The 12,971-nt window shown below is 62.1% G+C and carries 11 protein-coding genes; 9 read left to right on the plus strand and 2 right to left on the minus strand.

The genetic code is table 11. The features are described 5' to 3' along the window. Window positions 1-83 precede the first annotated feature (83 nt). Together ubiB and ubiE are read right to left on the minus strand one after the other, a co-directional pair. Window positions 84-1,616, minus strand: a complete 1,533-nt coding sequence (gene ubiB / locus ABYW26_RS03375) for a 2-polyprenylphenol 6-hydroxylase (protein ID WP_372603373.1) — start codon at window positions 1,614-1,616, stop codon at window positions 84-86. Between the two features lies 1 nt (window position 1,617). Further along, window positions 1,618-2,361, minus strand: a complete 744-nt coding sequence (gene ubiE / locus ABYW26_RS03380) for a bifunctional demethylmenaquinone methyltransferase/2-methoxy-6-polyprenyl-1,4-benzoquinol methylase UbiE (protein WP_372603374.1) — start codon at window positions 2,359-2,361, stop codon at window positions 1,618-1,620. Between the two features lie 74 nt (window positions 2,362-2,435). Here ubiE and mutM point away from each other — a divergent pair, with 74 nt between their 5' ends. From mutM to ABYW26_RS03425, 9 genes are all read left to right on the plus strand, one after another. After that, entirely contained in the window at window positions 2,436-3,287 is an 852-nt protein-coding gene (gene mutM, locus ABYW26_RS03385) for a bifunctional DNA-formamidopyrimidine glycosylase/DNA-(apurinic or apyrimidinic site) lyase (RefSeq protein ID WP_372603376.1), read from the plus strand. Between the two features lie 65 nt (window positions 3,288-3,352). Continuing rightward, window positions 3,353-4,129 carry an enoyl-CoA hydratase gene (locus tag ABYW26_RS03390; protein ID WP_372603377.1) on the plus strand — a complete coding sequence of 259 codons (777 nt, stop codon included), beginning with the start codon at window positions 3,353-3,355 and terminating at the stop codon, window positions 4,127-4,129. Between the two features lie 199 nt (window positions 4,130-4,328). Next, window positions 4,329-4,595 carry a 30S ribosomal protein S20 gene (gene rpsT, locus ABYW26_RS03395; RefSeq protein WP_372603379.1) on the plus strand — a complete coding sequence of 89 codons (267 nt, stop codon included), beginning with the start codon at window positions 4,329-4,331 and terminating at the stop codon, window positions 4,593-4,595. A gap of 626 nt (window positions 4,596-5,221) precedes the next feature. Then, a complete protein-coding gene (gene dnaA, locus ABYW26_RS03400; protein WP_372603380.1) occupies window positions 5,222-6,568 on the plus strand; it encodes a chromosomal replication initiator protein DnaA in 1,347 nt (448 codons plus the stop codon). Between the two features lie 122 nt (window positions 6,569-6,690). Then, window positions 6,691-7,809 (plus strand): DNA polymerase III subunit beta, encoded by a 1,119-nt coding sequence (gene dnaN, locus ABYW26_RS03405; RefSeq protein WP_372603381.1) that lies wholly within the window; start codon window positions 6,691-6,693, stop codon window positions 7,807-7,809. A 72-nt stretch (window positions 7,810-7,881) separates the two neighbouring features. Beyond that, window positions 7,882-8,994, plus strand: a complete 1,113-nt coding sequence (gene recF, locus ABYW26_RS03410; protein WP_372603382.1) for a DNA replication/repair protein RecF — start codon at window positions 7,882-7,884, stop codon at window positions 8,992-8,994. Further along, window positions 8,991-9,422 carry a VOC family protein gene (locus ABYW26_RS03415; RefSeq protein ID WP_372603383.1) on the plus strand — a complete coding sequence of 144 codons (432 nt, stop codon included), beginning with the start codon at window positions 8,991-8,993 and terminating at the stop codon, window positions 9,420-9,422. The genes recF and ABYW26_RS03415 overlap by 4 nt, the downstream gene beginning before the upstream one ends. 126 nt (window positions 9,423-9,548) lie before the next feature. Then, window positions 9,549-11,966, plus strand: coding sequence for a DNA topoisomerase (ATP-hydrolyzing) subunit B (gene gyrB, locus ABYW26_RS03420; protein WP_372603384.1), 2,418 nt, complete (start codon window positions 9,549-9,551; stop codon window positions 11,964-11,966). A gap of 21 nt (window positions 11,967-11,987) precedes the next feature. Next, a complete protein-coding gene (locus ABYW26_RS03425) occupies window positions 11,988-12,809 on the plus strand; it encodes a MaoC/PaaZ C-terminal domain-containing protein (RefSeq protein ID WP_372603385.1) in 822 nt (273 codons plus the stop codon). Window positions 12,810-12,971: the final 162 nt, after the last annotated feature.

The raw sequence follows: 12,971 nt of genomic DNA on the forward strand, positions 1-12,971 counted from the left end.
ATCGAAAACGGCGCGACCATGGTCGTGCTGGAAGGCGGGGCCGAGGTATCGACCAGCGCGGTAACCGCGTTGCGCCAGCCGGGTTAGATCAGACCGCCCAGATAAAGCCCCGCCGCCATCAGACCGGCACCCAGCACGACCCAGCCCAGCGGTCGGGCGACGGATGTATTGGCCGGGGGCGGCGTGTCCTCGGTGGATTGGCGCACCAGAATGGCCTCGGCCAGCAGCGGCAGCTTGGGGCCGAACCGCGCCAGAACCAGCGCGGTCTTCGCCAGATCGCGGGCAAAGGCGCGCGGGCCGATATTGCTGCGGACGTAATCCTCGACGATCGGATGCGCGACATCCCAGATGTTCAGATGCGGGCTAAGCGACCGGGCCACGCCTTCGACCACGACCATGGTGCGTTGCAGCAGGATCAGCTCGGTCCGGGTTTCCATGCCGAATTGTTCAGTGACCTCAAAGAGATAGCTCAGCAGCCGTCCCATCGAGATATGCGAAGCATCCATGCCGAAGATCGGCTCGCCCACGGCGCGCAGGGCGCGGGCGAATTCGTCGATATCGCGGTCGGCGGGCACGTAACCGGCTTCGAAATGCACCTCGGCAACGCGGCGGTAATCGCGGCGGATAAACCCAAACAGGATCTCGGCATAGACGCGGCGGGTGTATTCGTCGATCCGCCCCATGATGCCGAAATCATAGCACAGGATATCGCCATTCGCGCCGACCTTCAGGTTGCCCTGGTGCATGTCGGCGTGGAAATAGCCATCGCGCAGCGCGTGGCTGAGGAACAGTTGCAGCACCCGCTCGCCGATGACGCGGCGGTCATGCCCGGCGGCGTCCAGCGCGTCATTATCGCCCAGCGGCACGCCCTCGGCCCAGTCCATCGTCATCACCCGGCGGCTGGACAGGTGCCAGCGCACGCTGGGCACAACGAAACCGGCATCCCCTTTGGTGTTGGTCTCGAACTCCGAAGCCGAGGCCGATTCCAGCCGCAGGTCCAATTCGCCCATCACCACGCCTTCGAAATGCGCGACGACATCGCGCGGGCGCAACCGGCGCGAGGCCGGGGACAGGGTCTCGATGAAATCAGCGGCGAAATAGAAGGCGTCGATATCGGTCTGGAAGGCCTTTTCGATCCGCGGGCGCAGCACCTTGACCGCGACCTCTTGGCCGGTGGCAGCGATCCGGGCGCGGTGCACCTGCGCGATCGAGGCGGCGGCAACCGGTTCCGAAAATTCCGAGAACAACGTATCGACCGACTGGCCCAACTCGTCGCTGACCATACGTTTGGCGACTGCGACCGGGAACGGCGGCAGCTTGTCCTGCAACACGCGCAATTGCTGCGCCAGATCGTCGCCCACCACATCCGGGCGGGTCGAAAGGATCTGCCCGAATTTGATATAGGCCGGTCCCAGCGCGGTCAGGGCGCGGGTTGCGGGCGGCAGTTTCGGGTCGCCCTTATAGCCCAGCCATTGCACCGGCCACGCCACAACGCGCACGACGATGCGCAAGGCGCGGGGGGCTTCCATTGCTTCCAGCACCACGCGCATGGCGCCGGTGCGCTCCATCGTGGCGCCAGTGCGGATCAGGCGCCAGATATTGTGAGGTCCGCGCATGTTACAGTTTCCATCCCGAATGCAGCGCCGCGATCCCAAGGCTGAGATTGCGGTATTTCACCTGCCCGAACCCGGCGTCGCGGATCATGCGGGCAAAGGTGTCCTGATCGGGGAACTTGCGGATCGATTCGACCAGATACTGATAACTGTCGCGGTCATTGGCGATCAGCTGGCCCATCGCCGGGATCACGTTGAAGGAATAGCGGTCATAGGCCCATTGCATCGCCGGATTGGGGATCTGGCTGAATTCCAGAACCATCAGGCGGCCGCCGGGGCGCAGGACGCGATAAGCTTCGGACAGGGCGTCGGGAATGCGGGTGACGTTCCGGATGCCGAAGCTGATTGTGTAGACGTCGAACATGTTGTCCGGGAACGGCAGCGCCATCGCATCGCCGGTGACCCAGGACAGGCTGTTCGCCATCTGCTCGGCTTCGGCGCGTTGGCGGCCTGCGACCAGCATCGATTCCGTCATGTCCAGCACCGTGGCGCTGGCGCCCGGTGCGCGCTTGAGGAACCGGAACGAGACGTCCCCGGTGCCGCCCGCCACATCCAACAGCTTTTGCCCCGGACGCGGCGCCAGCCAATCCATCATCGCGTCTTTCCAGACCCGGTGAATGCCCATCGACATGGCATCATTCATCACGTCATATTTTGATGCCACATTGGTGAACACGCCGTGCACCATCCCGGCCTTTTGATCTTCGGGAACGGTCTGGAAACCGAAATGGGTGGTTTTGTCGTTCATGGGCCTTGCCGTCGCTGATTTCTCCCCCTCCTTATAGAGCGCCTGCCGGACGTTACAATGCGAGGACGCGCAACATGCCTGAATTGCCCGAGGTCGAAACCGTGCGCCGTGGCCTTGCCCCCAGCATGGAAGGGCAGCGCATCACCCGCGCGCAGGTCAACCGCCCCGATCTGCGCTGGCCGTTTCCGCCGCGCATGGCCGAACGCCTGACCGGGGCACGGGTGGAACGACTGGGGCGGCGGTCGAAATATATTCTGGCCGATCTCGATACCGGCGAGACTCTGATCATCCATCTGGGCATGTCCGGGCGAATGCTGGTGTCGGGCGATCCGCTGGGCCAGTTTCACCATGACCACCCGGCACCGGAAAAGCACGACCATGTGGTGCTGGACATGGAGAACGGTGCGCGGATCACCTTTAACGATGCCCGCCGCTTTGGCGCGATGGACCTGACGCCGACCGATCGGGTCGCGCAGCACCCGCTTTTGTCCAGCCTCGGCCCCGAACCCTTGGGCAACAGCTTTGACGAAGACTATCTGATCGACCGCCTGAAAGGCCGCGCCATGCCGATCAAATCGGCGCTGCTGGATCAGAAGATCATCGCCGGTCTGGGCAACATTTATGTTTGCGAGGTTCTGCACCGCACCGGCATTTCCCCCCTGCGTAAAGCGCGTGACGTGACGTCGACGCGGGTGGCCAGTTTGGTGCCCGCAATCCGCGAGGTGCTGACCGAAGCGATCGACGCCGGGGGCTCGTCCCTGCGCGATCACCGCCAGACCGACGGCGAATTGGGATATTTTCAGCATGAATTCCGGGCCTATGACCGCGAGGGCGAACCCTGCCCAACCCCCGGATGCGATGGAATAATCGGGCGAATCGTGCAGTCGGGGCGATCCAGCTTCTATTGCCCGACCTGTCAAAGATAGCTTGAACCGTCGTCTCAGGGTGCTAAGGATTCCGACTCAAAACAGCTAACGGAGTCGCCCTGCGCATGGCCTATAAAACGCTGATCGTCGAAATCGAAGACCATGTCGGCCTGATCCGGCTTAACCGCCCCGATGCCCTGAACGCCCTGAATTCGCAAATGTTGACCGATCTGGCCGACTGCGTGACCGAAATGGGCCGCAATGACAAAGTGCGCTGCATCGTCCTGACCGGCTCGGACAAGGCGTTTGCCGCTGGTGCCGACATCAAGGAGATGTCCGAGAAAAGCTTTGTCGAGATTTACAGCGAAGATTACTTCACCCCGCAAATGGAAGCCTTCATGGCCTGCCGCAAGCCGATCATTGCGGCCGTGGCGGGCTATGCACTGGGCGGTGGCTGTGAATTGGCCATGGCCTGTGACTTTATCATCGCTGCGGATAACGCCAAGTTCGGCCAGCCCGAAATCAATCTGGGCGTCGTCGCCGCCATCGGCGGCACCCAGCGCCTGACCCGGTTCGTCGGCAAGTCCAAGGCTATGGACATGAACCTGACCGGCCGTTTCATGGATGCCGACGAGGCCGAGCGCTCGGGGCTGGTCAGCCGCGTGGTGCCGGTGAAAAAGCTACTGGACGAGGCCTTGGCCGTCGCCCAGAAGATCGCCGAGAAATCCGCGATCTCGGTCATGGTGGTCAAGGAGGCCGTCAACCGGTCGTATGAAACCACCCTGCGCGAAGGCATGTTGTTCGAACGCCGGACCTTCCATGCGCTGTTCTCGACTGAGGACCAGAAAGAGGGCATGAGTGCCTTTCTGGAAAAACGCGTGGCCCAGTTCCGCGACAAATAACACCGCCCGAACAGCGGCCCGATCCACAGGCTGTCCGCAAGGGCAGCCTTTTTTGGGTTTTCAAGCGGCGCAAACTCTCGTATATGCCGCCGCTATATGCGCGTGAGGCCCGCTCTGGCCAGAATCAGCCGGTTCTAGACCCGGTCCGGGGCTTTTGCGCTTTTGAAATTCAACTGACCCGGAAAGTGGGACCTGATACATGGCTAATTCGCCTCAAGCTAAAAAACGCGCCCGTCAAGCCGACCGTCGCACCACCGTCAACAAAGCCCGCCGTTCGCGCATCCGGACCTACCTGCGCAAAGTCGAAGAAGCGATTGCTTCGGGCGATCAGACCGCTGCTGCTGCCGCCCTGCGCGACGCCCAGCCTGAACTGATGCGCGGCGTGACCAAAGGCATTCTGCACAAGAACACCGTGTCGCGTAAAATCTCGCGTCTGGCTGCTCGCGTTAAGGCCCTGACCGCCTGAGTCGCTGCACCGCACGAACACTGATCAAGGACGCCGCCCAAAGGGCCGCGTCCTTTTTCATTTTTCGGGACTGTTGCAAAAATTCCCCCATTTCACCGGTGGTAAAACGGCTTTTTAGATTCGTTCTGAGAAACCGCACCGTCAAGCGTGAAGTTCGGTTGCGGGCGACGCGACTGGCGGGCTAGCTTCGGTCTTGCGATTCACATCGTCTTGGGGGGACATGGCGTAAGCAAGTTTCCGATTTCTCCATATTCTGGTTTTGAACGAACGCCGGAATAGGGGTGAACGGAGCGCCGCGATCAGCCGGACGTTGCGGGGTGGGGCCCGTAATGATCGGTGCGGTCAGGGATGGTGCTGTAGAGAGGGCTCTGCAGTGTCTGCACCCGGCATGTCCATACAGACCGAGTTGATGCGGGGAAAACAAAGGATAGCGCTGCTGCCAGCTTGCGTGCCTGTCGTTTAGCCCCGTGCTGCTTTGGTTTGCCGCGTTTTGCGCGGGCAATCGCCGACCGGGCCTGGCCGGGCGGAGCGATTTCTTTACCCAATGGCAATGTCAGTCGTGAGGGCGTCCGTAAGCACAGCGGACTGCCTTCTTGGGGATGGCTGCTGTTGGAGCGAAAGCACAAATGACAAACGATAAATGGGGCGCAGTTTGCAGGGACATTCAGGGGGTTATTGGTGAAAATAACTTTGTTACCTGGATTAAGCCTCTTGAATTCAATAATTTAAAAGAAGGTGTGGCGCAAATCTCGGCGCCGACCCGATTTGCGGGGGAATGGGTGTCGCGTCATTTCGGCGACGATATCAAACGGCTGATGGCGCGGAACGGTGCCTCGGTCGAGCGTCTGGAATTCGTGGTGGCGACCCGCGTCGCCCCGGTGCAGGCCAATGTCGACACCAAACCGGCTGCTGCCGCTGCCGCTGCCTCGGAAAGCCTTGGCGCGCCGGTCGATGCCCGGTTCACCTTTGACAGCTTCGTCGTCGGCAAGCCCAATGCGCTGGCCCATGCCGCCGCCCGCCGCGTGGCCGAGGGTGGCCCGGTCACCTTTAACCCGCTGTTTCTTTATGGCGGCGTCGGTCTGGGCAAAACCCACCTGATGCACGCCATCGCGCATGAGTTGCGCCAGCGGTCGCCCGAGTTGCGGGTGGTCTATCTGTCGGCTGAACAATTCATGTATCGCTTTGTGCAGGCCCTGCGCGAACGCGACATGATGGGCTTTAAGGAACTGTTCCGCTCGGTCGATGTGCTGATGGTGGATGACGTTCAATTCATCGCCGGCAAGGACAGCACGCAGGAAGAGTTCTTTCACACCTTCAACGCGCTGGTCGATCAGAACAAACAGATCATCATTTCAGCGGACCGTGCCCCCGGCGAGATCAAGGATCTTGAGGACCGGATCAAATCGCGCCTGCAATGCGGCCTGATCGTCGATCTGCATCCGACCGATTATGAACTGCGCCTTGGCGTGTTGCAGCAAAAGGTCGACCAGTATCGCACCCAATATCCCGGTGTGAAGCTGGCGGACGGTGTGCTTGAATTTCTGGCCCACCGCATCTCGACCAACGTGCGCGTTCTCGAAGGTGCGCTGACCCGGCTGTTCGCCTTTTCGTCGCTGGTCGGGCGCGAAATCACGCTGGACCTGACTCAGGATTGTCTGGCCGACGTTCTGCGGGCCTCGGATCGCAAGGTCACGGTCGAGGAAATTCAGCGCCGCGTGGGCGAGCATTTCAATGTTCGCCTGTCCGATCTTGTCGGCCCCAAGCGGGTGCGCCAGATCGCGCGTCCGCGCCAGATCGCCATGTATCTGGCCAAGCAACTGACCGCGCGCAGCCTGCCCGATATCGGGCGTCGCTTTGGCGGTCGCGATCACACCACGGTCATGCATGCCGTCAAACGGATCGAAGAACTGCGCGCCCGCGACAACCAGATCGCCGAAGATCTTGAGCTTCTGCGCCGTATGCTTGAGGCCTAAGCGCCGATTCAGGGGGCGTCATGCCTTGACGCCCCCCACAAACATACCGAAAGTTGAAAAAATGCTTGAGCCGTAGGGTGAAACCGGTAGGTTTCCCCTCCCGGCATATGAGGAGCGAGGGAATGAAATTCAGCATCGAACGCGGCACGCTGTTGAAAGCTGTCGGTCAGGCTCAGTCGGTTGTCGAACGCCGCAACACCATTCCGATCCTTGCCAACGTCCTGATCGAGGCCGAAGGCGAAACGGTCAGCTTTCGCGCGACCGACCTTGATATCGAGGTCGTCGACAAGGCGCTGGCACAGGTTCAACGCGCAGGCGCAACCACGGTTTCGGCCGTGACCCTGCATGAAATTGTCCGCAAACTGCCGGATGGCGCCTTGGTCACGTTGACCGATGACGGCGCGACCGGTCGCCTGACGGTCGAGGCCGGGCGCTCGAACTTTTCGCTGGCGACGCTGCCGCGCGAAGATTTCCCGGTGATGGCCAATTCGGAATACAGCTCGAATTTCTCGGCCCCGGCCCCGGTGCTGCGCCGCTTGTTCGACAAATCGAAATTCGCCATTTCGACCGAAGAGACCCGCTATTACCTGAACGGCGTTTATATGCATGTGGCCGAAGGCGATGGCGGCAAGAAACTGCGCTGCGTGGCGACCGATGGTCACCGTCTGGCCCGGATCGACGCCGATCTGCCGGCTGGCGCCGAAACCATGCCCGGCGTGATCGTGCCGCGCAAAACCGTGGGCGAGATGCGCAAGCTGCTGGATGACGACGATGTCACCATCGCGGTGTCGGTGTCGGAAACCAAGGTGCGCTTTGCCACCCCCGACATCACCCTGACCTCCAAGGTCATCGACGGCACTTTCCCCGACTACACCCGCGTGATTCCGCAAGGAAACACCCGCAAGCTGGAAGTCGACGCCGCCGAATTCGCCAAAGCGGTCGATCGTGTGGCCACGGTTAGCTCGGAACGCTCGCGGGCGGTCAAGCTGTCGCTGGACGAAGACCGGCTGATCCTGTCGGTCAACGCCCCCGATGCCGGTGCCGCCGAGGAAGAACTGGCCGTCGCCTATGATGATGAACGGCTGGAGATCGGGTTCAACGCCAAATACCTGCTGGAAATCGCCAGCCAGGTCGATCGCGAGAACGCGGTGTTCCTGTTCAACTCGGCCGGGGATCCGACGCTGATGCGCGAAGGTAATGACACCAGCGCCGTCTATGTCGTCATGCCGATGCGCGTTTGACGCGCGCATCGGGCTGACCGGCTTTTGCGCTGATCCCGGCGACCAGCGCCCTTTTTAAAGCGATATGTGCGCATGACCCGGCTTTGCCTTACGGATCTGACCCTGTCGCATTTCCGGTCGCATGTCGCGGTGCGGCTGGAACTGGATGGCCGGCCGGTGGCGATCTTTGGTCCCAATGGCGCGGGCAAGACCAACATTCTTGAGGCGATTTCAATGCTGTCGCCGGGGCGCGGTCTGCGCCGGGCGGCGGCCGAGGACATCGCCCGCAAGCCCGAGGCGCTGGGCTGGCGCGTTGGCGCGGTTCTGACCAGCCTGCACCAGATTCATGAAATCGACACCCGCAGTCAGGCTGGAGGCCCGCGCAGCGTCACCATCGACGGCAAATCCGCGCCTCAGGTGGCGCTGGGCCGCATCGCGCGGATGCAATGGCTGGTGCCGTCAATGGACCGGCTGTGGATCGAGGGCGCCGAAGGCCGCCGCCGGTTTCTGGACCGCATGGTTCTCAGCTTTGAACCTGGCCATGCCGACGCGGTGCTGACCTATGAAAAGGCGATGCGCGAACGCAATCGGCTGTTGAAGGATCAGGTGCGCGATAGCGGCTGGTATGGCGCGCTTGAGGCGCAGATGGCGCAGGCGGGCGCGGTGATCCAGCGCAATCGGTCTCAGGTTCTTGACCGGCTGGCCGCCGCACAAGACGGGGCCGAAACCGCCTTTCCCAGCGCTGAACTTGCGATCACCATGCCTGACGCCGATGCACCCGAAGGCGAGGCGGCGTTGAAACAGGCGCTGGCTGACGGGCGCGCCCGCGATCTGGCCGCTGGCCGCACCCTGACCGGTCCGCACCGCGCCGATCTGGCGGCGATCTATAGCGCCAAGGCGGTGCCGGCGGCGCAATGCTCGACCGGGGAACAGAAAGCGCTGTTGATCTCGCTGATATTGGCCAATGCGCGGGCCTTGGCGCAGGATTTCGGCGCGCCGCCGATTCTGCTGCTGGACGAGGTCGCCGCACATCTGGACGCGGGCCGCCGGGCGGCGCTGTATGACGAGATTTGCGCGCTGGGGGCGCAGGCCTTTATGACCGGCACCGGGCCGGAACTGTTTGCCGATCTGGGCGACCGGGCGCAGTATTTCAGCGTGACCGAGGCTGACGGCATCAGCCGCGTCGAACCAAGGACCGCCCCATGACTCCGCAACGTGTGACCCTGATAACCCTTGGCGTTGATAATCTGGCGCGTGCGCAGGCGTTTTATGCCGCGCTGGGCTGGACCCCGGATCAGGAACAGCCGGGCGTCGTGTTCTATCAGATCAACGGCATGGTTCTGGGCCTGTTTGGTCGCGACGATCTGGCCAAGGATCAGGGCCGCGCGGGGGCGGCCTTGGGCACGGGCGCGATGACGTTGGCGCAGAACTTTGCCACCGAGGCCGAGGTCGACGCCGCCTTTGGACAGGCTATCGCGGCGGGGGCGACTGCGCTGAAGGCGCCGGAAAAGGTATTCTGGGGCGGCTATTCCGGCTATTACGCCGACCCGGACGGCCATGTTTGGGAGCTGGCGCACAACCCGTTCTGGCCGCTGAACGCCGATGGTTCGCTGACGATTGGGGCGTCTGAATAGGGCGACCTGCAACCCCGCCGGGAGGCTCACGGGAAAAGCCGCGCAAACCACCAAATCTTGTGTGTGAGACGTGACATTCCCCCCTAAACCTCGTATAAAATTACAAAAATACGAAGGAAGGGCTTCATGTCCGATAATGCGCAAGCGCCCGAAGAATACGGCGCAGATTCCATCAAGGTTCTCAGAGGCTTAGAGGCGGTCCGCAAGCGCCCCGGCATGTATATCGGGGATACCGATGATGGGTCGGGTCTGCACCATATGGTGTATGAGGTCGTCGACAACGGCATTGACGAGGCACTGGCCGGTCATGCCGACTATGTGACCGTCAAAATCCACGCCGATAACAGCGTTTCAGTGCGCGACAATGGCCGTGGCATTCCGGTGGGCATGCACGGGGAAGAAGGCGTTTCCGCCGCCGAGGTCATCATGACTCAGCTGCACGCAGGCGGGAAATTCGACAGCAACTCATACAAGGTCTCGGGCGGCCTGCATGGCGTTGGCGTGTCGGTTGTGAACGCGCTGTCCGATTGGCTGGAACTGCGGGTCTGGCGTGAGGGCAAAGAGCATTTCGCCCGGTTCGAACGTGGCGAGACCGCGGAATCGCTGCGGGTGGTCGGGGATGCCAATGGCGAAAAGGGCACCGAGGTGCGGTTCCTTGCCTCGACGACCACGTTCTCGAACTTGGATTACAGCTTTAAAATCCTTGAACATCGCCTGCGCGAACTGGCGTTTCTGAATTCGGGCGTGCGGATCATTCTCGAAGACGAACGCCCGGCCGAATCGCTGAAATCCGAGCTGTTCTACGAGGGCGGCGTGCAGGAATTCGTCCGCTATCTGGACCGCCACAAGACCGCCGTGATGACCGACCCGATCTTCATGACCGGCGAGCGTGACGGCATCGGCGTCGAAGTGGCGATGTGGTGGAACGACAGCTATCACGAGACGGTTCTGCCCTTTACCAACAACATCCCGCAGCGCGATGGCGGCACCCATATGGCCGGTTTCCGCGGCGCGCTGACGCGCACGATCAACAATTATGCGCAATCCAGCGGCATCGCGAAGAAGGAAAAGGTCAACTTTACCGGCGACGATGCGCGCGAGGGGCTGACTTGTGTTCTGTCCGTCAAAGTGCCCGATCCGAAATTCAGCAGCCAGACCAAGGACAAGCTGGTCAGCTCCGAAGTCCGCCCGGCGGTCGAAGGTCTGGTGAATGAAAAGCTGGCCGAATGGTTCGAAGAAAACCCGGCGCAGGCCAAGCAGATCGTCGGCAAGATCATCGAGGCCGCTTTGGCCCGCGAAGCCGCCCGCAAGGCGCGCGAGCTGACCCGGCGCAAATCGGCGCTGGATGTGAACTTTCTGGCGGGCAAGCTGAAGGATTGCTCGACCAAGGACCCGGCGGAATCCGAACTGTTCCTCGTCGAAGGTGACTCGGCAGGGGGCTCGGCCCAGACCGGGCGCGACCGGCGCACGCAGGCCATTCTGCCGCTGCGCGGGAAAATCCTGAACGTGGAACGGGCGCGGTTCGACCGGATGCTGGCCAGTCAGGAAATCGGCAACCTTGTGATGGCGCTGGGCACCGGTATCGGGCGCGATGAATTCAACATCTCGAAATTGCGTTACCACAAGATCGTCATTATGACCGACGCCGACGTCGACGGTGCGCATATCCGCACGCTGTTGCTGACCTTCTTCTTCCGGCAGATGCCTGAACTGATCGAGGGCGGGTATCTCTATATCGCGCAGCCGCCGCTTTATAAGGTCGCGCGCGGCAAGTCCGAGGTTTATCTCAAGGATCAGGCGGCGCTGGATGAATATCTGATCCAGCAAGGCATCGAAGGCGCGGTTCTGCGGCTTGCCAATGGCGAAGAGATCGCCGGGGCCGACCTGATGCGCGTCGTCGATGGGGCGCGGCATTTCCGGCAGGTGCTTGAGGCCTTCCCGACCCATTATCCGCGCCACATTCTGGAACAGGCGGCGCTGGCTGGCGCCTTTGATGCTGGCCGCGCCGATGACGATCTGCAACGCGTCGCCGACACCGTGGCCAAGCGTCTGGATATGGTCGCTGCCGAATATGAGCGCGGCTGGACCGGGCGCATCACCCAGGATCACGGCATTCGTCTGGCGCGGGTTCTGCGCGGGGTCGAGGAAATTCGCTCGCTGGATGGTGCGGTTCTGCGCTCGGGCGAGGCACGGCGGCTGTCCGATGTGTCGATGCCGACCCGGCCCTATTACGCCGACCCGGCCAAGCTGATGCGCAAAGAACGCGAACAGCTGATTCACGGGCCCATCGACCTGCTTGGTGCGATCCTGACCGAGGGCGAAAAAGGTCTGTCGTTGCAGCGCTATAAAGGTCTGGGCGAAATGAACCCCGAACAGCTGTGGGAAACCACGCTGGACCCCGATGCCCGCACCCTGTTGCAGGTCCGGGTCGAGGATCTGGCGGAAGCAGACGATATCTTTACCAAGCTGATGGGCGATATCGTTGAACCGCGCCGCGAATTCATCCAGCAAAACGCACTGAACGTGGCCAATCTGGACTTTTAAATTGTCACGGCGGGGCTGGGCATGGATTACGACACGATCAAATCCTGGACCTTTCCCCGCCTGACGCATCGCTACTCGCGCGACGATACGATCCTTTACAACCTTGCCATCGGCTTTGGCGCGGACGATCTGGATTATGTCTGGGAGGACCGCCTGACCGCTTTTCCAACGCTGGCGCTGGTGCTGGCGACGCCCGGCACTTGGGTGGCGGACCCGGCGACCGGCATTGATTTCGGGCAGGCGGTGCATAGCGAACAGCGGCTTGATCTGTTCGCGCCCTTGCCGCCCGAAGGCGAACTGTTCGGGCAGGCGCGCGTCACTCATGTCTGCGACAAAGGCCCCAGCAAGGGCGCGATCATCGTCTCGGAAAATGACCTGACCGATGCCAGCGGCACCCTGATCGCGCGCACCACGCAAAGCGTGTTCTGTCGTGGCGATGGCGGCTTGTCCGCCTCGGACCCGTCACCGCCGTCGCGCCCGGCCCTGCCGGACCGCGCGCCCGATGCAACCCTGTCGCTGACCCTGCCGGAAAACGCGGCGGTGCTGTATCGCCTGACCGGAGACCGCAATCCGCTGCACGTCAATCCCAAGGTCGCCCGCGCCGCAGGCTTTGATCGGCCCTTGCTGCATGGGCTGTGCACGCTGGGCCAAGTGGCGCGGGTGATTGCCGGTCATGTGGGTGGCCAGATGACCCAGCTTGAGGCGCGGTTCTCGGCCCCGGTTTTTGCAGGGGATGCGCTGACGGTCGATTTGTGGACCCAGCCGAACGGCGTCGCTTTTCGCGCCAGATCAGCGACCGGGGCGGTGGTGCTGAATCGCGGGTTCGCCGGCTTTAGTCTTTGATCAGAACCGCGCCGATGTGACGTTCGCCCCGCGCCTTGGCCAGAGTGATCTGGCGCTGGCGCTCGCGGAACCGTTCCTTGCGGGCGTCGTCATGTTCGTCGATGCACTGGTGGCAACTGACGCCTTCCTCGTATTCCGGGCGCTTCAGATCCTCGGGGAACA

Origin of the sequence: Actibacterium sp. (assembly GCF_041584535.1) — a bacterium.
Taxonomy (GTDB): domain Bacteria; phylum Pseudomonadota; class Alphaproteobacteria; order Rhodobacterales; family Rhodobacteraceae; genus Actibacterium_D.

Coding starts and splice junctions, on each gene's coding strand:
- dnaN (WP_372603381.1), top strand. CDS start 6,691: ATGAAATTCAGCATCGAACGCGGCACGCTGTTGAAAGCTGTCGGTCAG.
- ABYW26_RS03425 (WP_372603385.1), top strand. CDS start 11,988: ATGGATTACGACACGATCAAATCCTGGACCTTTCCCCGCCTGACGCAT.
- ubiE (WP_372603374.1), bottom strand. CDS start 2,361: ATGAACGACAAAACCACCCATTTCGGTTTCCAGACCGTTCCCGAAGAT.
- mutM (WP_372603376.1), top strand. CDS start 2,436: ATGCCTGAATTGCCCGAGGTCGAAACCGTGCGCCGTGGCCTTGCCCCC.
- rpsT (WP_372603379.1), top strand. CDS start 4,329: ATGGCTAATTCGCCTCAAGCTAAAAAACGCGCCCGTCAAGCCGACCGT.
- gyrB (WP_372603384.1), top strand. CDS start 9,549: ATGTCCGATAATGCGCAAGCGCCCGAAGAATACGGCGCAGATTCCATC.
- dnaA (WP_372603380.1), top strand. CDS start 5,222: ATGACAAACGATAAATGGGGCGCAGTTTGCAGGGACATTCAGGGGGTT.
- recF (WP_372603382.1), top strand. CDS start 7,882: ATGACCCGGCTTTGCCTTACGGATCTGACCCTGTCGCATTTCCGGTCG.
- ABYW26_RS03415 (WP_372603383.1), top strand. CDS start 8,991: ATGACTCCGCAACGTGTGACCCTGATAACCCTTGGCGTTGATAATCTG.
- ABYW26_RS03390 (WP_372603377.1), top strand. CDS start 3,353: ATGGCCTATAAAACGCTGATCGTCGAAATCGAAGACCATGTCGGCCTG.
- ubiB (WP_372603373.1), bottom strand. CDS start 1,616: ATGCGCGGACCTCACAATATCTGGCGCCTGATCCGCACTGGCGCCACG.